Below are 18,928 nucleotides of genomic sequence, written 5' to 3'. Positions count from 1 at the left end.
TCATAACGAGGGATTATTCAAAAAACTGTGAAAACGCTTCGCATTTGCGTTTATCGCAAAGGAAATAGTGCGGCAATAAGAGGATCAGCCTTTGGGCGTTGCCGAAGAGCGTTTGTTGAGGACGGGGTTGCCTTCCTGATTGCGGGTGACGAATACCGGCAATACCTTGGGCAGGGATGCCAGCAGATTCGACATGTCCTGAGTGTTGTAGCTGCCGCCCAGGCGAATGGCGCCCGTGGCGTTATCCGCCAGCAGGATCGGCGTCGGGAGGTAGCGGTTGATCAAGGGCAATGCCTGGCTCAGTGGCAGGTCATTGAAGATCAGCTTGCCATTGCGCCAGGCAAGGCTGGTGTCGCCGCTGTGGGTTTCACTGATTTTCGGCTGGAAGTCCCCAGGCTTGTAACTGGCCTGCATGCCTGGCTCCAGACGATAACCGGCGCCCGGCTGCGAACGGTCACTGCAGACCTGCACCGAACCGTCGACCAGCATGACCCGCACCTGCTCCTGATACATCCAGACATTGAAGCGGGTGCCCGTCACCTTGACGCTGCCCTGACCGGCCCTGACCACGAACGGGTGAGTGCTGTCATGGCTGACTTCAAAGAACGCCTCGCCCTTTTTCAGGGTGACGCTGCGCCGATCCTTGTAATTGGCGTAAGTCAGTTGCGTGCCCAGATTCAGCTCCACACGGCTACCGTCGGCCATGGTGACGACCCGAGTGGCGTCCAGGGTTTCGTAGGTGTCGTAAGCGTTGGGAATCCAGCCTTGATTCCAGCCGATAATGCCTGCCAGAGGAATGGCCAGGGCAGCAATAGTGGCAGCAACGGCGTAGTGACGGCGCGAGCGTTTGCGGTAGGACGGAGCCGTCGGCGCTTGTGGCTTGAGTTCGATCACCGGGGCTGGATTGACGGGCGTGACCTGCTCGGAAATATCCCATATCTCCAGCATTGCCTGGTATTCGATCGCATGCTGTGGATGAGCATTGAGCCACTGATTGAAAACCTTTCGCTCCGCATCCGTGCAGTCATCGGCATGCAGGCGCATGCACCAATGCGCGGCGGCATCGGTGATTGCGTCATATTCTGCTTCGCTGAGGTTGGGGGCGCTCATTGGCTCTCCGGTCTTTACCGTGGAGGCATTCTACCTCCTGATGTCTACTGGAGAGAACAATGTATGGCTATTGAGTATCAGGGAGAGGAGTATTTCATCGTGAATGTGATCGGCTCTCATTGATGTAAAAACACGGTCTGGACGTTTTTTCCGAAGGGCGCAGCGATATTTTCAGATGCGCCGATACTTGCTTTTTCAACCTTGACGCCGGAGCTCTGGATGTCCGCAACTCGTGATAATGATCAGGTCAGGACGGTTTCGTATCAGCAGTTGGCCGATCTGCTTCAGCAGATATTTCTGGCCCATGGTACTTCGCCGCAGACCGCTCGCGTATTGGCCGAAAACTGCGCCAGCGCACAGCGTGATGGCTCCCACAGCCATGGCATCTTTCGCATTCCAGGCTACCTGTCGTCCCTGGCCAGTGGCTGGGTCGATGGCCAGGCGGTGCCTGTGGTCGAAGATGTTGCCGCAGCCTTCGTCAGGGTCGATGCTGCCAACGGCTTTGCCCAGCCAGCCCTGGAGGCGGCTCGCTCACTGCTTGTAGAAAAGGTCGCACATGCCGGGATCGGGATTCTGGCCATTCGCAACTCTCATCATTTCGCGGCGCTATGGCCGGATGTCGAACCCTTTGCCCAACAGGGCCTTGTGGCGCTGAGTGTGGTCAACAGCATGACCTGCGTCGTGCCCCATGGTGCGCAACAACCGCTGTTTGGCACCAACCCGATTGCCTTTGCGGCGCCCCGTGCCGGTGGTGAGCCGGTGGTGTTCGATCTGGCGACCAGCGCCATCGCCCATGGCGATGTCCAGATCGCCGCAAGGGAAGGGCGAATGCTGCCAGCGGGCATGGGCGTGGATCGCAATGGACAGCCCACCGAAGACCCCAAGGCCATTCTCGAGGGCGGGGCACTGTTGCCGTTTGGTGGCTACAAGGGCTCGGCACTGTCCATGATGGTGGAGCTGCTGGCTGCCGGGCTGACCGGCGGGAATTTCTCGTTCGAATTCGACTGGTCGAAACACCCCGGTGCCCAGACACCCTGGACCGGACAACTGCTTATCGTCATCGACCCGGACAGAGGCGGCAGCGGCCAGCAATTTGCCCAGCGCAGCGAAGAGCTGGTCAGGCAGATGCAGGGAGCAGGGCAGGAGCGTATTCCCGGGGACCGCCGCTATGCGCTGCGCGCCCGGTCGCTGGCCGATGGAATCGATATCGAGGTGAGCGACTGGGAGCGCCTGGAGGCACTTGCCAGGTCGTGATTGCGGGAGGCGGCGAATGACCATTCGTCGCGAGCAGGCTTGTGCCGGGCCTGCTCAATGAATACTGTATATAAGAACAGTATCCGGTAACGAGGTTGTCATGTCCCTGAATGCATTGCAAGGTTCGATCACTCACCACTGCGCCATCCTGGTCAACGAGATGCAGCGCGAAGATTTTCTTGCTCTGGCAACTGCGCTGCGCCAATTCAATTTCGATGAGCCACACGGCTCGATAACGCTCACCGAACCCCACTATGACGACGAGTGTTGTGCAGCCGCTGTCGCCTGATAGCCGGTGTTTCCAGCCTCCTGCTTGCTTGCTGATATACGAAACATATATGATTCGTATATTCCATATGAGGTGAGTCATGGGGCTGGTAAAGATTTCTGAACACATGCACGCCAATCTGCGCTCGGCCAGCGTGGCCTTGAGCCGTTCGATCAACGCTCAGGCTGAGCACTGGATGCGCATCGGCATGCTTGCCGAGCTTCATCCAACACTCAACTACAGCGAAATCTGTCAGATGCTGATTCGTGCCGAAGATGCGGGCGGCACCGTGCTGACTGCCCAGGCATCCGATATCTCGTCGGTTGTGCGGGTGGCCTCATGAGCCGCGGTATCACGCTCAAGACCGAACAGGATCTGGTCCAGTTGCGCATTGCGGGCCGCATGGCTGCAGAAGTACTGGCCATGATTGCGCCCCATGTGAAGGCCGGTGTCAGCACCGAAGCCCTCGATGACATCTGCAACGAGTACATTGTCAAAGAGCTGAAAGTCATCCCGGCGAACGTGGGTTATCACGGCTTCACCAAGACCACCTGCATTTCGCCCAATGCCGTGGTCTGCCACGGCATTCCTTCGCCGACGGACATCCTCAAGGACGGCGATATCGTCAATATCGATGTGGCGGTCATCAAGGATGGCTGGTATGGCGATACCAGCCGCATGTACCTGGTGGGGGAAGTCAGTCCGCTGGCCAAGCGGCTGGTCGAGACCACCTATGAAGCCACACGTGCCGGTATCCATGCCGTGCGTCCCGGTGCCACGCTGGGTGATATCGGCCACGCCATCCAGACGGTTGCACACCGCGAAGGCTTCAGTGTCGTGCGCGAGTACTGCGGCCATGGCATCGGCCGCACTTATCACGAAGAGCCGCAGGTTCTGCACTACGGCACTGCTGGCAAGGGCCTCAAGCTCAAGCCGGGAATGGTGTTTACCATCGAGCCGATGATCAACGCCGGCAGGCCGGAAACCAAGGCTCTGGCGGATGGCTGGACAGTGCTGACACGCGATCTGTCCTTGTCCGCCCAGTGGGAGCATATGGTTGCCGTGACCCAGACGGGGTTTGAGTTGTTGACACCCTGGCCTGATGGCACGGGCGAATACGCCCCGATCTGAGCGCATTGATGAAGCCGGCCCTTGAGGGGCCGGTTTCATTTTCAGAGAAGCTCAGATATTTGCAGAGCACTTCTTCCAATGCACCTGCGTCACGCCAAAGCCCTGCGCCTGCAAGATCGCCAGGCGTATGGGGCCTGCGGATACATTGTCACTGACAGTGCCGACTCCGGCATGCAGCGTGGCGATATGAAGGGCGTCGCTTTGACTCAGAAGCAGGGCTTGATGCAGAAAGTGGCGAGCTTCGCCCTTGAACTGATAATGAATTTCAAATTCCGTTTGAGTTGTCATTCATGCCTGCCTGTTGGGCGTAAGGGCTACGCCATCTGAAAATGAGTACGTGGGAGTACAGGTAGCTGGGGCGTGCCTCATGCACGTGGCATTGCTACTTCATTTCGAGATCGATACAGGGTTGCAATTAATTCAGACGGTTCTGATCGGACTGCGGTCTCTAGCGTCCTGCCCGGTGGGCTGCCCGTATTTACAGCACTGTCGGGCAGATACTGTCGTGGGCCAAGCAGGACACGAGGAGGGAAATTACATGGTTTTGGATCCAAGTGAGCGGTTGTCCGATGAGTGGCCAAGCGCCTTATTCAGGTGCGTGTATTGCTCATCGAAAACTGCTCAAATGGATGTTGAAAGTGCTCAGCTACAGGATTTGAGATTCACCGGCCCCACGAACTCGTTACCACGGCCCATGACGCAGGCGACCCGCTGATTGCGCTGGCGCTCCCACTCCTGAACCGGATAAGTCTTGTTCCAGGCCTGATAGAGCTGCTGATCCTGGCGTGACAGCCGCAAGTTGTACTGCTTGCTCATGTAGAAGTAAGTGCGCGCGATCATGCCGCGGATCGAAGGCCGTGGCATGACCTTTTTCGCTTTGAAATCCACTTGCGTCAGGCAGGAACCGTATTGGCCTTTCTGCTCGGGGAGCCAGCCAAAACTGAAGTTGCTCCTGTCACCGTTTACCTCTCCGATGCTCGGCACCAGATTATGCAAGTCGGCTTCGGCACGTTTATAGATGTCGTCATTCTTTGCGCAGTTTTTTCGACCGCCGTCCTGCCAGCACTGGCGCTGATGGCCAATCTGCCAGGCGGGCACGATATGTTCCCACTCGATGCGTTTGGCGCGGTTGGCGTTCTTGCGTGGCACGTAACCACAGCCAGCAAGATCGACCTGCTTGCCGGTGTATTTGCAGCCGCAATAAAACTCGGTCGCTTGAGGCGCATAGAGGCCCCAGGCAACTTTTTTCGCCTCGCTGAAGGTTCTCGGAGCATCGGCTTGTACGGTCAGTGGAGCGATGAGGAACAGGGTGGTGCAGAGCAGGGCAGAAAATCGAACCATCATGCCGTCAGTCTTCCTTCGGCAATGTCCAGAAAATTTGCACGCCGCCGTCATCGCGCCAGGCGAGGGTGACGTTATCGTTCTCGGCTATTTCTTCCAGTAACTGAGCCCAGTCGTCTTCCGGCTCGTCGGGCTGGCGAAAGATCAGGGCGGCTCTGGCTTTCTGGGCGGTAGTCGAGTTGATGATTTTTTGCACCCGGATGCCAAGGCGTTCGTAGGAGCCGGGAAGGGAGGGGGTCACTGCTGCGCTTTGTCTTGCCACGAAAAAAGATCCCTTGGGTTGCTGTACGGGCATACAGTATTTCACTGTCGGATCTTTCGCAACTCTTATGTAGGATCAGATGCCTGGGTTTGGGGGTATATCGCTGTTTATTGATTTTTCTGTCTTTTTTCCGTCTTTTCGATGGCGTTTTCTCTTGGTCGGCAGTGCTGCCGGCTGGCTTTATGTTAATTGACAAAAGCAGCAAGCTTTCTTCATAGTTCTCACTCGCAAACGTTTGCGTGTCGAGCCCAATGTTCGATCCTGCGTCGTTCGCCCGAAAAATAATCACAACATCGGAGATGAACTCATGAAGCTGCCATTCGCTGGACGTCTTCTCGCTGCCGCTATTCTCTCTGCCGCCACGGCAGTCACGCCCCTCTCTTTCGTCCATGCGCAGGAGGCTGAAAAGCCCAAGGTCGCTCTGGTCATGAAATCACTGGCCAATGAGTTCTTCCGCACCATGGAAGATGGCGCCAAGGCCTACCAGAAAGAGCATTCCAACGACTTCGACCTGGTTTCCAACGGCATCAAGGATGAATCCGACACGGCCAGTCAGATCCGTATCGTCGAGCAGATGATCGTCTCCCGAGTCGATGCACTGGTCATCGCGCCTGCCGATTCCAAGGCGCTGGTGCCGGTGATCAAGAAGGCGATGGATGCCGGTATCCAGGTCGTCAACATTGATAACCAGCTGGATGCCACCGTGCTGAAAAGCAAAAACATCGAAGTGCCTTTCGTGGGCCCTGACAACCGCAAGGGCGCCCGTCTGGTCGGTGAGTATCTGGCCAAGGACCTGAAGGCCGGCGATGAAGTCGGCATCATCGAAGGCGTGCCGACCACCACCAATGCCCAGCAACGCACCGCCGGTTTCAAGGACGCCATGGACGCTGCGCAATTGAAGATCGTTTCCGTGCAGTCCGGTAACTGGGAAATCGACAAGGGCAACGCCGTTGCCTCGGCCATGCTCAACGAGTATCCGAACCTCAAGGCGCTGCTGGCGGGTAACGATAGCATGGCGCTGGGCGCGGTGTCGGCGGTTCGTGCCGCAGGCAAGGCGGGCAAGGTCGCCGTGGTCGGTTACGACAATATCAATGCCATCAAGCCGATGCTCAAGGACGGTCGAGTGCTGGCCACCGCTGACCAGTTCGCTGCCAAGCAAGCGGTTTTCGGTATCGAAGCGGCGTTGAAGCTGGTCAAGAAGCAGCCGGTCGATAGCGTCAATGGCGTGATCGAAACCCCTGTCGAACTCGTCACCAAACCCTGATCCCTGTCTGGTAATGGCGCCTGCCCGAACCGGGCAGGCGTCGGGAGAATCTTATGTCAGCACCTGTCCAGGATGCTGTTCTGTCCATCAGTGGAATCGGCAAGACCTACGCCCAACCGGTGCTTGCCGATATCGAGCTGACGCTGATGCGCGGCGAAGTGCTGGCCCTGACCGGCGAGAACGGCGCCGGTAAAAGCACCTTGTCGAAGATCATTGGCGGGCTGGTTGTGCCCGATGCCGGTGTGATGCATTTCCAGGGGCAGCCTTATCAACCGGCAAACCGTACCCAGGCTGAAAAGCTGGGCGTACGCATGGTCATGCAGGAGTTGAACCTGCTGCCGACCCTGACGGTGGCTGAAAACCTGTTTCTGGATGACATGCCGCGGCGTCTGGGCTGGATCGACCGCAAGGTTCTGCGCGAAAACGCTATCAAGGCCATGGCTCAAGTCGGGCTGGAAGCCATCGACCCGGATACGCTGGTCGGCGATCTCGGTATCGGCCACCAGCAGATGGTTGAAATCGCCCGTAACCTGGCAGGCGATTGTCATGTGCTGATTCTTGACGAGCCGACCGCGATGCTGACGTCGCGGGAAGTCGAGATGCTGTTCGAGCAGGTCAGCCGCCTGCAGGCCCGTGGCGTCTCGATCATTTACATCTCCCACCGTCTTGAGGAACTGGCCAGGGTCGCCCAGCGCATTGCCGTGCTGCGTGACGGCAAGCTGGTCTGTGTGGAGCCGATTGCCCGCTATGACAGCGAGCAACTGGTCACGCTGATGGTCGGGCGAGAGCTGGGCGAGCACATCGACATGGGGGCTCGGCAGATTGGTGAGGTCGCGCTGTCGGTCAAGGGCCTGGGGCGTGCTGGCAAGGTGCAGGACGTTTCGTTTCAGGTCCGCCGCGGCGAGATCTTCGGTATTTCCGGCCTGATCGGCGCGGGACGAACCGAGCTGTTGCGTCTGATCTACGGTGCCGACAAGGCCGATACCGGCAGCATCGAAGTCGGTCAGCCATTGCGCGAAGCGACCATTCGCTCGCCTGCCGATGCGGTTGAGCACGGCATTGCGCTGATCACCGAAGACCGCAAGGGCGAAGGCCTGCTGATGTCGCAGTCCATCAGCGCCAACGTCGCGCTGGGCAATATGCCAGCCATTTCCCGGGGTGGCGTAGTCAGTGCCCGCGATGAACTGGCACTGGCGCAGCGGCAGGTCGCAGCCATGCGTATCCGCAGTTCCAGCCCGGCACAACTGGTTTCGGAGCTTTCCGGTGGCAATCAGCAGAAGGTGGTTATCGGCCGCTGGCTGGAGCGTGACTGCCCGGTAATGCTGTTCGACGAACCCACTCGCGGTATCGATGTGGGAGCCAAGTTCGACATCTATGCGCTATTGGGCGAACTGACTCGCCAGGGACGGGCGCTGGTGGTGGTGTCCAGCGATCTGCGCGAACTCATGTTGATCTGTGACCGCATTGGTGTGCTGTCGGCAGGTCGCCTGATCGATACCTTCGAGCGCGACAACTGGACTCAGGATCAACTGCTCGCCGCTGCTTTTGCCGGCTATCAAAAACGTGATGCGTTGCTTAGCGAAGCGGCGCCCAGGAATGACTCATGAATAACCCTGTTTCCCAGACGCAGCCTTCAGCGGCCCGGAATTATTTCGGCCTCGGCACTTACCTCGGGCTGGCGGGCGCCTTGCTGGCGATGATTGTGCTGTTCTCGCTACTGAGCGATCACTTCCTGTCGTATCAGACCTTCAGCACCCTGGCCAACCAGATTCCGGACCTGATGGTGCTGGCGGTGGGCATGACGCTGGTGTTGATCATCGGCGGTATTGACCTCTCGGTGGGTTCGGTTCTGGCGCTGGCCGCTTCGGCGGTGAGTGTCGCCATTCTGGGCTGGGGCTGGAGCGTATTCCCCGCAGCTTTGCTGGGCATCGCTTGCGCAACCCTGGCGGGCACCATTACCGGTTCGATCACCGTCGCATGGCGAATCCCGTCCTTTATCGTGTCGTTGGGCGTGCTGGAAATGGCGCGCGGCGTGGCGTATCAGATGACCGACTCGCGTACGGCCTACATTGGCGACTCCTTCGCCTGGCTGTCCAACCCGCTGGCCTTTGGCATTTCTCCCTCGTTCGTGATCGCACTGCTGGTGATCTTCATTGCCCAGGCGGTACTGACGCGCACGGTATTCGGTCGTTACCTGATCGGTATCGGCACCAACGAAGAAGCCGTGCGTCTGGCGGGGATCAATCCCAAGCCTTACAAGATTCTGGTGTTTTCGCTCATGGGCCTGCTGGCCGGTGTGGCGGCGCTGTTCCAGATATCCCGACTGGAAGCGGCTGACCCCAATGCCGGTGCGGGCCTGGAACTGCAGGTCATCGCGGCGGTGGTGATTGGCGGAACCAGTCTGATGGGGGGGCGCGGCTCGATCATCAGCACTTTCTTTGGCGTGCTGATCATTTCCGTCCTGGCGGCAGGTCTTGCGCAGATCGGTGCATCGGAACCCACCAAACGCATCATCACCGGTGCCGTGATCGTGATCGCGGTGGTCCTGGATACCTATCGTAGCCACCGGGCACGGCGGCAGGGCTGATATGGCAACCATCAAAGACGTCGCGGCGCTGGCAGGGATTTCCTACACCACGGTGTCCCATGTGCTGAACAAGACCCGCCCGGTGAGCGATCCGGTCCGGATCAAGGTCGAGGCGGCCATTGCCCAGCTCGATTATGTGCCCAGCGCTGTTGCCCGTTCCCTAAAGGCCAAGACCACTTCGACGATCGGGCTGTTGATTCCCAACGGTATCAACCCTTACTTCGCCGAACTGGCGCGAGGGATCGAGGATCACTGCGAGCGTAACGGCTTTTGCGTGATCCTCTGTAACTCCGATGACAACCCGGAAAAGCAGCGCAACTACTTGCGCGTACTGCTGGAGAAGCGCGTCGACGGCCTGATCGTGTCCTCGGTGGGTGGCGATGTCAGTGTCGCGGGCGGTCTGGCAGAGGTGCGCACGCCCATGGTGATTGTCGACCGCGAGCTTGAGGGCATCGAGGCCGACATGGTGCGCATCGATCACGAGCATGGCGCCTACCTGGCGACCCGCCACTTGATTGATCTTGGGCATCGCGATATTGCCTGCATCGGCGGGCCGGACAATACGGTGGTGGCCGATATGCGTTTTGTCGGTTATCGGCGCGCCATGCAGGAAGCGGGCATCGAGGTGCTGCCTGAATGGACGATCCACAGCGACTTCACCAGCCCTGCCGGTCATGAGGCTGCGGTCGGTCTGCTGGCAGGTCGTCGTCCTACCGCCATTTTTGCCGGTAACGACGTGATCGCCATTGGAGTGTTGCGGGCAGCGGCCGAGCGCAATATTCCGGTTCCCCGTGAGCTGTCGGTGATCGGTTTCGACGATATCCAGATGAGTCGCTATGTCTATCCCGCGCTGACCACTGTCGGGCAGTCGATCATGCAGCTGGGGGAAACGGCAGCAGAAATGCTGTTGTCCAGAATTGTCGGAACCTCGACCGAGTTGCCCGGCAGACGCCTTGTAACTCCCAGTGTCGTGGTGCGTGAATCCACGGCGCCACCGAACAATGCCTTCAATGAGTTGCGCTGAAATACAGCGCCGAGCGAATGAGCCATGCAAGCAAAAATAGTGATAGTTGGCAGCCTCAACATGGACCTGGTGATTCGCGCCCAGCGTTTGCCGCGACCCGGTGAAACCCTTGCCGGAGAAACCTTCATGACCGTGCCCGGCGGCAAGGGAGCCAATCAGGCCGTGGCGGCTGCTCGCCTGGGTGGCAGCGTGGCGATGATCGGATGCGTGGGTGAAGATGCCTACGGCGAACAGTTGCGCGGCGCGTTGCTGGCAGAAGGCATCGATTGTCGCGCAGTCACTTCGGTATCCGGTGTATCCACCGGCATTGCCTCGATTGTGGTGGATGACAGCAGCCAGAACGCGATCATTATTGTCGCCGGTGGGAATGCTCAACTGACGCCCTCTCTGATCGGGGTGTTCGATGCGCTGTTGGTCGCAGCCGAAGTGGTCATCTGCCAGCTCGAAGTGCCGATGGAAACGGTCCACTACACCTTGTCCCGCGCCCGTGAGCTGGGCAGGACCGTGATTCTCAATCCTGCACCGGCTGCTTCGCCCTTGCCGCAAGAGTGGTATCGGTTGATTGACTACCTGATTCCCAATGAAAGCGAGGCGCAGGCGCTGACAGGAATCGTCGTGGATTCGCCTGTATCGGCACAGGAGGCGGCAAAGGCGCTGCTGGCGGCCGGTGCCCGTAATGTCATCATCACATTGGGAGAGCAGGGCAGTCTGCTGGCCAATGCCCAGGGTTTTGAACACGTGCCTGCGCAGCCGGTGAAGGCTGTTGATACGACTGCGGCAGGTGATACCTTTGTCGGCGGTTTTGCCTCGGCTCTTTCGCAAGGCAAGAGCGAGTCCGAAGCGATCCGTTTTGCCCAGGTTGCGGCGGCACTGTCTGTCACCCGTGCCGGTGCGCAGCCTTCGATACCGACATTCGATGAAGTGCAGGAATTCAAAGCCTCATGAAAAAGACACCTCTTCTCAATATTGCCTTGTCCCGCGTGATTGCTTCACTGGGGCACGGCGATATCCTCATGATCGTCGACGCCGGCATGCCCGTGCCTGCGGGTGTCGAACTGATCGACCTGGCCTTGACCCAGGGCGTGCCTGATTTCGCCAGCGTGCTGGATGTCGTACTGACGGAAATGCAGGTCGAAAGCCATGTGCTGGCCAGCGAGATGGTAGAAGTCCAGCCACCGGGGCTGCGCGTGATCGAAGCCCTGGCGCTTGACGAGCAATTGGGCCAGCAGCGCTGGGTAAGTCATGAGGAATTGAAAGTCTTGAGCCGCAGCGCCAAGGCTATCGTGCGTAGCGGGGAATGCCAGCCATATAGCAATGTTGCCTTGGTGGCTGGCGTAGTGTTTTAAGGAAATATCCAACAGGGAGTAAACCATGCAGGTATTGAAGTTTTCCAGGCAACTACTGTGGAGCCTATCGCTTTTGTCCATTCTTGGTATGAGTGCCGCCCAGGCGGCTGAAAAGCGCAATCTGATCATCGACACCGATCCGGGCGCCGACGATGTGGTCGCACTGCTGCTGGCGCTGGCCTCTCCAGAAGAACTGAACGTGATGGCGATCACCACGGTGGCAGGCAATGTGCGTCTGGACAAGACCTCGCGCAATGCCCGGCTTGCCCGCGAGTGGGCGGGACGTGAGGAAGTGCCGGTCTATGCCGGTGCGCCAAAGCCTCTGGTGCGTACGCCGATCTATGCCGAAAACGTGCATGGTCAGGAAGGATTGCCGGGTGTGCCGGTCCACGAGCCTGCAAAAGGGCTGGCTGAAGGTAACGCCGTCAATTACCTGATCGACACGCTGAAAAAAGCCGAGCCGCACAGCATCACCATTGCCATGCTCGGTCCACAGACCAATCTGGCGCTGGCACTGGTTCAGGCACCTGAAATCACCCAGGGGATCAAGGAAGTCGTGGTCATGGGCGGCGCGCACTTCAATGGTGGCAATATCACGCCGACTGCCGAGTTCAATCTGTTCGCCGACCCTCATGCGGCGCAGATCGTTCTGGCCAGCGGCGTCAAGCTGACCTATGTGCCGCTGGACGTGACCCACAAGATCCTGACCAGCGAGCAGCGTCTCCAGAAGATCGCCGCACTGGGCAATCAGGCTGGCAAGCTGGTTGGTGGCATTCTCGATGAGTACGTCAAGCTGGATATGGAGCATTACGGACTGCCCGGCGGGCCTGTCCATGATGCGAGCGTGATTGCCTGGCTGCTACAGCCAGAGCTGTTTTCAGGTCGGCAGATCAATCTGGCCATCGACAGTCGCGATGGCATCGGCTTTGGTCAGACCGTCGCAGACTGGTACGGCACGCTCAAGCAGCCACAGAATGTGTTCTGGGTCGAGAATGGCGACGCTCAGGGCTTCTTCGACCTGCTGACCAGCCGGTTGGCCCGTTTGAAGTGAGTCGTTGTGCTTCAGGCAGGTAGCTCCGCCGGGGAGTACCTGCTCAGCACCTGGCCGAGAAAGGTTCGGGCACCTTCGGTGCCCAGTTCCTTGACCAGCAGGTCGACGGCAATGATCGTAAGCTCTTCTGCCGTGCCCGGACTGTGCGAGCAATGTCCTTGAGGCCATTTGGCCTTGATATCCGCATCGATGGATATGATTGTCATGTCTGTCTCGTCTCGTGTGAAAGCAGCGCATCATCCTGAGCGTTGCCGAATGCCTGGACGCCGTGTGCAGTAGATCATTCCACGCACAGGGTGACACTTCTACTTAGGCATCATGTCGGTTTATCGATAGCCTATTCGAATAAACGTTTTGTGACGATTTTTGGCTGCGTATGTAATCGTTCTCTGGGGCAGACTTTTGCGGCGTGTGGGCCTGTGTCTGCAACCAATGCGCCTGGATGCGGTCGCACATGGTCTGAACATGTTCATTGGAAGAGGAGGGTGTATGCCCCGGAAATTTGCAACATTGGGTTTTGTCGCTTTGGCAGCGTTGATGGCAGGGTGCAGTTCCACATCGGGATCGTCTCCCGAAACTGCCCAGGCGCCTGCTTCTCATGCAGGGCATGGTCGCTGCGATGCGGCACAGGCCCAGTCGGCGGTGGGTCAGCAGGCTTCGGCTGCATTGCTGGCTCAGGTGCGTACTCAATCCGGCTCGAATGAAGCCCGGATTCTGGGTCCCAACGATATGGTCACGCTGGAGTATCGCTCCGACCGCGTGAATATCAATGCGGATGCCAGTGGCAAGGTGATTCGCGTCAACTGCGGTTGATGCCTGCATTTCCCTTTTCATAAAAAAACCCGTCCATTGAGACGGGTTTTTTTCAAGTCAGGTGGATCAGACCACAGTGACTTCTTCTGCTTGCATGCCTTTCTGGCCTTTGGCAGCAACGAAAGAAACGGTCTGGCCTTCTTTCAGGCTTTTGAAACCGTCGCTCTGGATTGCTTTGAAGTGGACGAACAGGTCGTCACCGCCACCTTGTGGAGTGATAAAGCCGAAGCCTTTTTCATCGTTGAACCATTTTACGGTGCCGGTTTGGCGATTAGACATGGTGTATCTCCAAGAACATAATTTTTCAGTAGAACGTGCTGCTCAGGCCAACTGGGCACACCGAGCCATAATAGTCGAAATGTAAGAAAAGAGAGCCCTTTAGGTAGGAACTTTGAATCAAAATCGAGTAGATGCAGGGCGTCATATTACCGTTGTGCAAAAGTAATATGACGAGTCGCGCGAGCAAGGGGGGATTTCAGCTGCGCCGAAAGCCACGTTTTACGGGGCTTTCGGGCATATTCTTCGGTGCCTTCAACAATCGTTGAGAGTGGCTCGCTTCAGGCGTCGTGGGAAATTATTTTTTTGCCGCACTGCAGTTTTCGGCGACCAGTTTTTGCAGTTTTGAAGCCAGGGCCGGGTTTTGAGAGGCGTCGGCGCTGAGGCTGGCGATTTCCTTGTCCGAGAAATGGCTGTCGACCTGTTTTGCGCCGCAATCGCAATGGGCCTTGGCCGTCTTGTCGTCCAGATTGTGCTGTTTCGCAGCACTGACACATTCTTGAGTGAAGGCAGAGCGAGTCGCACTGTCCATGGCCGCCTGAGCGGTCAGCGGGCCGGCAAGGGCGGCACAGGCAAGCAGGGCAGGCATAAGGTGAAAGCGCTTCATGGTGTTCTCCTTTACTGGAAGAGTCATACAGGAACCCGACTTATTCAGACGGCCTTGAACGGCTCCAGTTCAGGCGATATGCAAAAACGCTCTATTTCCATACTCATCGGGCAGGTTGTGCGTGTGAATCGATGTGTCTGTGCTAGGATGCGCGTCCTGTAGATTCTTTGCCCCGTGGCTCAATGGTCATCGGCGCGGCACATGCAGGTTTTTTTTCGCACAATCCAGTCATCTGGTTCGGTTGAAGGTTGGCCTGAAAGGCTCCTGCCACTGTGAGGCAGGCATACCACCGAATCACGTACTGGCTCATCCCAACCCACGTGACCTTTGGTAGGGGTCACCACTAGGAGAGGAGGCGCCATGCCCACCATTACTCTTCCCGACGGCAGTCAACGTTCATTCGATCATCCGGTTTCCGTAGCCGATGTCGCGCTTTCCATTGGCGCCGGTCTGGCCAAGGCCACCGTGGCCGGTAAAGTCGATGGCAAGCTCGTCGACGCCTGCGACCTCATCGAAGGCGATGCCAGCCTGCAGATCATCACCCCCAAGGATCAGGAAGGCCTGGAAATCATCCGCCACTCCTGCGCTCACCTTGTAGGGCATGCCGTCAAGCAACTGTACCCGACTGCCAAGATGGTTATCGGTCCGGTCATCGACGATGGCTTTTATTACGATATCGCCTACGAGCGTCCGTTCACGCCTGACGACATGGCGGCCATCGAGCAGCGCATGCAGCAGCTGATCGAAAAAGATTACGACGTCATCAAGAAAGTGACGCCGCGTGCAGAAGTGATCGAAGTGTTCACTTCGCGCCAGGAAGACTACAAGTTGCGTCTGGTCGAGGACATGCCCGATCAGCAGGCCATGGGCCTGTACTATCACGAAGAATACGTCGACATGTGCCGCGGTCCGCACGTGCCGAACACCCGCTTCCTCAAGTCTTTCAAGCTGACCAAGCTCTCCGGCGCCTACTGGCGTGGCGATGCCAAGAACGAGCAGTTGCAGCGCGTCTACGGCACCGCCTGGGCGGACAAGAAGCAACTGGCTGCTTATATCCAGCGCATCGAAGAAGCTGAAAAGCGTGACCATCGCAAGATCGGCAAGCGCCTGGGGTTGTTCCACACCCAGGAAGAAGCGCCGGGCATGGTGTTCTGGCATCCGCAGGGCTGGACCCTGTATCAGGTGCTTGAGCAGTACATGCGCAAAGTGCAGCGCGAGAACGGCTATCTGGAGATCAAGACTCCACAGGTGGTCGATCGCTCGCTCTGGGAGAAATCCGGGCACTGGGCCAACTACGCCGACAACATGTTCACCACCGAGTCCGAGAGTCGCGACTACGCCATCAAGCCGATGAACTGCCCGTGCCACGTGCAGGTGTTCAATCAGGGCCTGAAAAGCTACCGTGAACTGCCGCTGCGTCTGGCCGAGTTCGGTGCCTGCCACCGTAACGAGCCGTCGGGTGCATTGCACGGCATCATGCGCGTGCGTGGCTTCACTCAGGACGATGCGCACATTTTCTGCACCGAAGAGCAGATGCAGTCCGAGTCGGCAGCTTTCATCAAGCTGACCCTGGATGTGTATGCCGATTTCGGCTTCAAGGACATCGAGCTCAAGCTGTCGACCCGCCCTGAAAAGCGCGTGGGTTCCGACGAATTGTGGGATCGTGCCGAGTCGGCACTGGCTTCTGCGCTGGACAGCGCGGGCCTGCCCTACGATCTGCAACCGGGCGAGGGCGCTTTCTATGGTCCGAAAATCGAGTTTTCCCTGAAGGATTGTCTCGGTCGTGTCTGGCAATGTGGTACCTTGCAGCTCGATTTCAACCTGCCGATCCGTCTGAGCGCCGAGTACGTCTCGGAAGACAACGGTCGCAAGCATCCGGTCATGTTGCACCGTGCCATCCTCGGATCCTTCGAGCGTTTCATCGGTATTCTGATCGAACATTACGAAGGCGCATTCCCGGCCTGGCTTGCTCCGACGCAGGCAGTGATCATGAATATCACTGATAAACAGGCAGATTTTGCCCTTGAAGTCGAAAAAACTCTGGCTCAAAGCGGATTTCGTGCCAAGTCCGACTTGAGAAATGAAAAGATCGGCTTTAAAATCCGCGAGCATACTTTGCTCAAGGTCCCTTATCTCCTCGTCATCGGAGATCGGGAAGTTGAAACGCAAACTGTCGCTGTGCGTACACGCGAAGGCGCTGACCTCGGTTCAATGCCGGTCGCCCAATTCGCTGAATTCCTCGCACAAGCGGTTTCCCGGCGTGGTCGCCAAGATTCGGAGTAATTATTATTAAGCGTGAAATGAGACAAGATAAACGAGCTGCACCCAAGGCCCCGATCAATGAGAATATCTCGGCCCGCGAGGTTCGGTTAATTGGCGCTGACGGCGAGCAGATTGGCATCGTCTCGATTGATGAAGCGCTTCGTATAGCCGAAGAGGCGAAGCTGGATCTGGTAGAGATTTCTGCCGACGCAGTACCTCCGGTCTGCCGTGTCATGGACTACGGCAAATCGATCTTCGAAAAGAAGAAGCAGATTGCTGCAGCGAAGAAAAACCAGAAGCAGATCCAGGTTAAAGAAATCAAGTTTCGTCCAGGGACGGAGGAAGGGGATTACCAGGTAAAACTACGCAACCTGGTACGTTTCCTGAGTGACGGGGACAGGGCCAAGGTATCGTTGAGATTCCGTGGTCGTGAGATGGCCCACCAGGAGCTGGGTATGGAATTGTTGAAACGGGTTGAAGCTGACCTGCTCGAATACGGTTCCGTCGAACAGCATCCTAAGATGGAAGGACGCCAGCTGATCATGGTCATCGCCCCGAAAAAGAAGAAGTAACCACCAGGGCACGGCAGGCCTTGCGGTTATGTTTATCAACTGAATGCGGAGTATCCGAACATGCCAAAGATGAAGACTAAAAGTGGTGCAGCTAAGCGGTTTTTGAAAACTGCGAACGGCATCAAGCACAAACACGCTTTCAAGAGCCACATCCTGACCAAAATGTCGACCAAGCGTAAGCGTCAACTGCGCGGTAGCAGCTTGCTGCATCCGTCTGACGTGGCAAAAGTCGAGCGCATGCTGCGCCTTCGTTAATTTTGATCAAGAATAGAGGAAGTAACTCATGGCTCGTGTAAAGCGTGGCGTCATTGCCCGTAAGCGTCACAAAAAAATTCTGAAACTTGCTAAAGGCTACTACGGCGCGCGTTCACGCGTATTCCGTGTTGCCAAGCAAGCGGTAATCAAGGCAGGCCAATACGCCTACCGTGACCGTCGTCAGAAAAAACGTCAGTTCCGCGCTCTGTGGATCGCTCGTATCAACGCTGGTGCTCGTACCAACGGTCTGTCTTACAGCCGTTTGATCGCTGGCCTGAAAAAGGCGTCCATCGAGATCGACCGTAAGGTTCTGGCTGATCTGGCAGTGAACGAAAAAGCGGCGTTTGCTGCGATTGTCGAGAAAGCTAAAGCCACTTTGGCCTAAGTCCCCGACAATCACTGGTTCCGGGTTCCGGAACCGGTTTTGAACGTCATAAATAGGGGAAGAGCCTTTGGCTCTTCCCCTATTTTGTATCTGGAGTCTGTACATGGAAAACCTGGACGCGCTGGTCTCGCAAGCTCTTGAGGCTGTGCAAAGCGCCGAAGATATCAATGCCCTGGAGCAAATCCGGGTTCACTACCTCGGCAAGAAAGGCGAGTTGACTCAGGTGATGAAGACCCTGGGGAACCTGCCTGCTGAAGAGCGTCCGCAAGTCGGCGCCCTGATCAACGTTGCCAAGGAACGTGTCACAGAGGTTCTCAATGCCCGCAAGGCGTCGTTTGAGCAGGCAGAACTGACTGCCAGGCTCGCGGCCGAGTGCATTGACGTGACCTTGCCGGGACGCGGTCAGACCTCCGGTGGTCTGCACCCGATCACCCGGACTCTGGAACGTATCGAACAATTCTTCACCCACATCGGCTACGGCATTGCCGAAGGCCCTGAGGTCGAAGACGATTACCATAACTTCGAGGCGCTCAACATCCCTGGCCACCACCCGGCGCGGGCGATGCATGACACCTTCTATTTCAATGCGAACATGCTGCTTCGTACCCACACCTCGCCGGTGCAGGTGCGGACCATGGAATCGCAACAGCCGCCGATCCGCATCGTATGCCCGGGTCGTGTGTATCGCTGTGACTCGGATATCACCCACTCCCCGATGTTCCACCAGATCGAAGGCCTGCTGGTCGATCGCGACATCAACTTCGCGGATCTGAAAGGCACCATCGAAGAGTTCCTGCGCGTGTTCTTCGAGAAAGAGCTGGCGGTTCGTTTCCGTCCTTCGTTCTTCCCGTTCACCGAGCCTTCCGCTGAAGTCGACATGGAATGCGTGATGTGCAGCGGCAAAGGCTGTCGCGTCTGCAAACAGACCGGCTGGCTGGAAGTCATGGGCTGCGGAATGGTCCACCCGAACGTGCTGCGCATGTCCGGCATCGACCCTGAAGAGTTCCAGGGCTTTGCTTTCGGCATGGGTGTCGAGCGTCTGGCAATGCTGCGTTACGGCGTCAATGACTTGCGCCTGTTCTTCGACAACGACCTGCGGTTCCTGGCGCAATTTCGCTAG

General features: G+C 57.6%; 24 protein-coding genes. 17 read left to right on the top strand and 7 right to left on the bottom strand.

What is annotated here, in order from left to right:
* Positions 1-84: 84 nt before the first annotated feature.
* Complete coding sequence (locus KQP88_RS13915) at positions 85-1,110, bottom strand: FecR family protein (RefSeq protein WP_216703371.1); 1,026 nt, start codon at positions 1,108-1,110, stop codon at positions 85-87.
* A 219-nt stretch (positions 1,111-1,329) separates the two neighbouring features.
* Here KQP88_RS13915 and KQP88_RS13910 point away from each other — a divergent pair, with 219 nt between their 5' ends.
* From KQP88_RS13910 to map, 4 genes are all read left to right on the top strand, one after another.
* Positions 1,330-2,364 (top strand): Ldh family oxidoreductase, encoded by a 1,035-nt coding sequence (locus tag KQP88_RS13910; protein WP_216703370.1) that lies wholly within the window; start codon positions 1,330-1,332, stop codon positions 2,362-2,364.
* 100 nt (positions 2,365-2,464) lie between these two features.
* A complete protein-coding gene (locus tag KQP88_RS13905; RefSeq protein WP_216703369.1) occupies positions 2,465-2,653 on the top strand; it encodes a hypothetical protein in 189 nt (62 codons plus the stop codon).
* A gap of 79 nt (positions 2,654-2,732) precedes the next feature.
* A complete protein-coding gene (locus tag KQP88_RS13900) occupies positions 2,733-2,975 on the top strand; it encodes a ParD-like family protein (protein ID WP_025260507.1) in 243 nt (80 codons plus the stop codon).
* A complete protein-coding gene (map, locus tag KQP88_RS13895; RefSeq protein WP_216703368.1) occupies positions 2,972-3,763 on the top strand; it encodes a type I methionyl aminopeptidase in 792 nt (263 codons plus the stop codon). Before KQP88_RS13900 ends, map begins: the two co-directional genes overlap by 4 nt.
* Before the next feature lie 51 nt (positions 3,764-3,814).
* Here map and KQP88_RS13890 read toward each other — a convergent pair whose 3' ends face one another.
* From KQP88_RS13890 to KQP88_RS13880, 3 genes are all read right to left on the bottom strand, one after another.
* Positions 3,815-4,051, bottom strand: coding sequence for a DUF6555 family protein (locus tag KQP88_RS13890; protein ID WP_216703367.1), 237 nt, complete (start codon positions 4,049-4,051; stop codon positions 3,815-3,817).
* A gap of 354 nt (positions 4,052-4,405) precedes the next feature.
* The gene (locus tag KQP88_RS13885; protein ID WP_200992006.1) at positions 4,406-5,107 is read right to left on the bottom strand and encodes an endonuclease; all 702 of its coding nucleotides are present in this window, start codon (positions 5,105-5,107) and stop codon (positions 4,406-4,408) included.
* Between the two features lie 4 nt (positions 5,108-5,111).
* Positions 5,112-5,366 carry a DUF1654 domain-containing protein gene (locus KQP88_RS13880; protein WP_025260471.1) on the bottom strand — a complete coding sequence of 85 codons (255 nt, stop codon included), beginning with the start codon at positions 5,364-5,366 and terminating at the stop codon, positions 5,112-5,114.
* A gap of 307 nt (positions 5,367-5,673) precedes the next feature.
* Between KQP88_RS13880 and KQP88_RS13875 the strand changes: the two genes are divergently transcribed.
* The 7 genes from KQP88_RS13875 to KQP88_RS13845 are packed head-to-tail and all read left to right on the top strand — an operon-like array spanning position 5,674 to position 12,638.
* A complete protein-coding gene (locus KQP88_RS13875) occupies positions 5,674-6,630 on the top strand; it encodes a sugar ABC transporter substrate-binding protein (RefSeq protein ID WP_200992007.1) in 957 nt (318 codons plus the stop codon).
* A 53-nt stretch (positions 6,631-6,683) separates the two neighbouring features.
* Entirely contained in the window at positions 6,684-8,237 is a 1,554-nt protein-coding gene (locus KQP88_RS13870) for a sugar ABC transporter ATP-binding protein (RefSeq protein WP_200992008.1), read from the top strand.
* The gene (locus tag KQP88_RS13865) at positions 8,234-9,217 is read left to right on the top strand and encodes an ABC transporter permease (protein WP_025260468.1); all 984 of its coding nucleotides are present in this window, start codon (positions 8,234-8,236) and stop codon (positions 9,215-9,217) included. The genes KQP88_RS13870 and KQP88_RS13865 overlap by 4 nt, the downstream gene beginning before the upstream one ends.
* A gap of 1 nt (position 9,218) precedes the next feature.
* The gene (locus KQP88_RS13860) at positions 9,219-10,241 is read left to right on the top strand and encodes a LacI family DNA-binding transcriptional regulator (RefSeq protein ID WP_216703366.1); all 1,023 of its coding nucleotides are present in this window, start codon (positions 9,219-9,221) and stop codon (positions 10,239-10,241) included.
* A gap of 24 nt (positions 10,242-10,265) precedes the next feature.
* Complete coding sequence (rbsK, locus tag KQP88_RS13855; RefSeq protein WP_216703365.1) at positions 10,266-11,186, top strand: ribokinase; 921 nt, start codon at positions 10,266-10,268, stop codon at positions 11,184-11,186.
* Positions 11,183-11,587: a D-ribose pyranase gene (gene rbsD / locus KQP88_RS13850; protein WP_198725044.1), complete on the top strand. Its 405-nt coding sequence runs from the start codon at positions 11,183-11,185 to the stop codon at positions 11,585-11,587. The genes rbsK and rbsD overlap by 4 nt, the downstream gene beginning before the upstream one ends.
* Before the next feature lie 25 nt (positions 11,588-11,612).
* Positions 11,613-12,638, top strand: coding sequence for a nucleoside hydrolase (locus KQP88_RS13845; protein WP_200992011.1), 1,026 nt, complete (start codon positions 11,613-11,615; stop codon positions 12,636-12,638).
* Between the two features lie 11 nt (positions 12,639-12,649).
* Here KQP88_RS13845 and KQP88_RS13840 read toward each other — a convergent pair whose 3' ends face one another.
* The gene (locus tag KQP88_RS13840; RefSeq protein ID WP_200992012.1) at positions 12,650-12,844 is read right to left on the bottom strand and encodes a hypothetical protein; all 195 of its coding nucleotides are present in this window, start codon (positions 12,842-12,844) and stop codon (positions 12,650-12,652) included.
* Between the two features lie 283 nt (positions 12,845-13,127).
* On the opposite strand from KQP88_RS13840, the gene KQP88_RS13835 reads away from it, so the two are divergent.
* The gene (locus tag KQP88_RS13835; protein ID WP_025260462.1) at positions 13,128-13,451 is read left to right on the top strand and encodes an I78 family peptidase inhibitor; all 324 of its coding nucleotides are present in this window, start codon (positions 13,128-13,130) and stop codon (positions 13,449-13,451) included.
* A gap of 66 nt (positions 13,452-13,517) precedes the next feature.
* On the opposite strand, the gene KQP88_RS13830 is transcribed toward KQP88_RS13835, so the two are convergent.
* Both KQP88_RS13830 and KQP88_RS13825 read right to left on the bottom strand, forming a co-directional pair.
* Positions 13,518-13,730, bottom strand: a complete 213-nt coding sequence (locus tag KQP88_RS13830) for a cold-shock protein (protein ID WP_024685433.1) — start codon at positions 13,728-13,730, stop codon at positions 13,518-13,520.
* 295 nt (positions 13,731-14,025) lie between these two features.
* Entirely contained in the window at positions 14,026-14,334 is a 309-nt protein-coding gene (locus KQP88_RS13825) for a hypothetical protein (RefSeq protein WP_216703364.1), read from the bottom strand.
* Between the two features lie 360 nt (positions 14,335-14,694).
* On the opposite strand from KQP88_RS13825, the gene thrS reads away from it, so the two are divergent.
* The 5 genes from thrS to pheS all read left to right on the top strand — a co-directional run bounded on the left by thrS (position 14,695) and on the right by pheS (position 18,928).
* Complete coding sequence (gene thrS / locus KQP88_RS13820; RefSeq protein ID WP_216703363.1) at positions 14,695-16,617, top strand: threonine--tRNA ligase; 1,923 nt, start codon at positions 14,695-14,697, stop codon at positions 16,615-16,617.
* On the top strand, positions 16,617-17,168 hold the full coding sequence (gene infC, locus KQP88_RS13815) for a translation initiation factor IF-3 (protein WP_170929410.1): 552 nt from the start codon (positions 16,617-16,619) through the stop codon (positions 17,166-17,168). The genes thrS and infC overlap by 1 nt, the downstream gene beginning before the upstream one ends.
* A 60-nt stretch (positions 17,169-17,228) precedes the next feature.
* A complete protein-coding gene (gene rpmI / locus KQP88_RS13810; protein WP_002553160.1) occupies positions 17,229-17,423 on the top strand; it encodes a 50S ribosomal protein L35 in 195 nt (64 codons plus the stop codon).
* A 28-nt stretch (positions 17,424-17,451) separates the two neighbouring features.
* Positions 17,452-17,808 carry a 50S ribosomal protein L20 gene (gene rplT, locus KQP88_RS13805; RefSeq protein ID WP_016963673.1) on the top strand — a complete coding sequence of 119 codons (357 nt, stop codon included), beginning with the start codon at positions 17,452-17,454 and terminating at the stop codon, positions 17,806-17,808.
* A gap of 103 nt (positions 17,809-17,911) precedes the next feature.
* Complete coding sequence (gene pheS / locus KQP88_RS13800) at positions 17,912-18,928, top strand: phenylalanine--tRNA ligase subunit alpha (protein WP_024685429.1); 1,017 nt, start codon at positions 17,912-17,914, stop codon at positions 18,926-18,928.

This window comes from Pseudomonas lijiangensis (assembly GCF_018968705.1).
Taxonomy (GTDB): Bacteria; Pseudomonadota; Gammaproteobacteria; order Pseudomonadales; family Pseudomonadaceae; genus Aquipseudomonas; species Aquipseudomonas lijiangensis.
Note: the sequence above shows the minus strand (reverse complement) of the source record. Positions and strands in the feature narration are given on the sequence as shown.

Coding starts and splice junctions, on each gene's coding strand:
- KQP88_RS13915 (WP_216703371.1), bottom strand. CDS start 1,110: ATGAGCGCCCCCAACCTCAGCGAAGCAGAATATGACGCAATCACCGAT.
- KQP88_RS13910 (WP_216703370.1), top strand. CDS start 1,330: ATGTCCGCAACTCGTGATAATGATCAGGTCAGGACGGTTTCGTATCAG.
- KQP88_RS13905 (WP_216703369.1), top strand. CDS start 2,465: ATGTCCCTGAATGCATTGCAAGGTTCGATCACTCACCACTGCGCCATC.
- KQP88_RS13900 (WP_025260507.1), top strand. CDS start 2,733: ATGGGGCTGGTAAAGATTTCTGAACACATGCACGCCAATCTGCGCTCG.
- map (WP_216703368.1), top strand. CDS start 2,972: ATGAGCCGCGGTATCACGCTCAAGACCGAACAGGATCTGGTCCAGTTG.
- KQP88_RS13890 (WP_216703367.1), bottom strand. CDS start 4,051: ATGACAACTCAAACGGAATTTGAAATTCATTATCAGTTCAAGGGCGAA.
- KQP88_RS13885 (WP_200992006.1), bottom strand. CDS start 5,107: ATGATGGTTCGATTTTCTGCCCTGCTCTGCACCACCCTGTTCCTCATC.
- KQP88_RS13875 (WP_200992007.1), top strand. CDS start 5,674: ATGAAGCTGCCATTCGCTGGACGTCTTCTCGCTGCCGCTATTCTCTCT.
- KQP88_RS13870 (WP_200992008.1), top strand. CDS start 6,684: ATGTCAGCACCTGTCCAGGATGCTGTTCTGTCCATCAGTGGAATCGGC.
- KQP88_RS13865 (WP_025260468.1), top strand. CDS start 8,234: ATGAATAACCCTGTTTCCCAGACGCAGCCTTCAGCGGCCCGGAATTAT.
- KQP88_RS13860 (WP_216703366.1), top strand. CDS start 9,219: ATGGCAACCATCAAAGACGTCGCGGCGCTGGCAGGGATTTCCTACACC.
- rbsK (WP_216703365.1), top strand. CDS start 10,266: ATGCAAGCAAAAATAGTGATAGTTGGCAGCCTCAACATGGACCTGGTG.
- rbsD (WP_198725044.1), top strand. CDS start 11,183: ATGAAAAAGACACCTCTTCTCAATATTGCCTTGTCCCGCGTGATTGCT.
- KQP88_RS13845 (WP_200992011.1), top strand. CDS start 11,613: ATGCAGGTATTGAAGTTTTCCAGGCAACTACTGTGGAGCCTATCGCTT.
- KQP88_RS13840 (WP_200992012.1), bottom strand. CDS start 12,844: ATGACAATCATATCCATCGATGCGGATATCAAGGCCAAATGGCCTCAA.
- KQP88_RS13835 (WP_025260462.1), top strand. CDS start 13,128: ATGCCCCGGAAATTTGCAACATTGGGTTTTGTCGCTTTGGCAGCGTTG.
- KQP88_RS13830 (WP_024685433.1), bottom strand. CDS start 13,730: ATGTCTAATCGCCAAACCGGCACCGTAAAATGGTTCAACGATGAAAAA.
- KQP88_RS13825 (WP_216703364.1), bottom strand. CDS start 14,334: ATGAAGCGCTTTCACCTTATGCCTGCCCTGCTTGCCTGTGCCGCCCTT.
- thrS (WP_216703363.1), top strand. CDS start 14,695: ATGCCCACCATTACTCTTCCCGACGGCAGTCAACGTTCATTCGATCAT.
- rpmI (WP_002553160.1), top strand. CDS start 17,229: ATGCCAAAGATGAAGACTAAAAGTGGTGCAGCTAAGCGGTTTTTGAAA.
- rplT (WP_016963673.1), top strand. CDS start 17,452: ATGGCTCGTGTAAAGCGTGGCGTCATTGCCCGTAAGCGTCACAAAAAA.
- pheS (WP_024685429.1), top strand. CDS start 17,912: ATGGAAAACCTGGACGCGCTGGTCTCGCAAGCTCTTGAGGCTGTGCAA.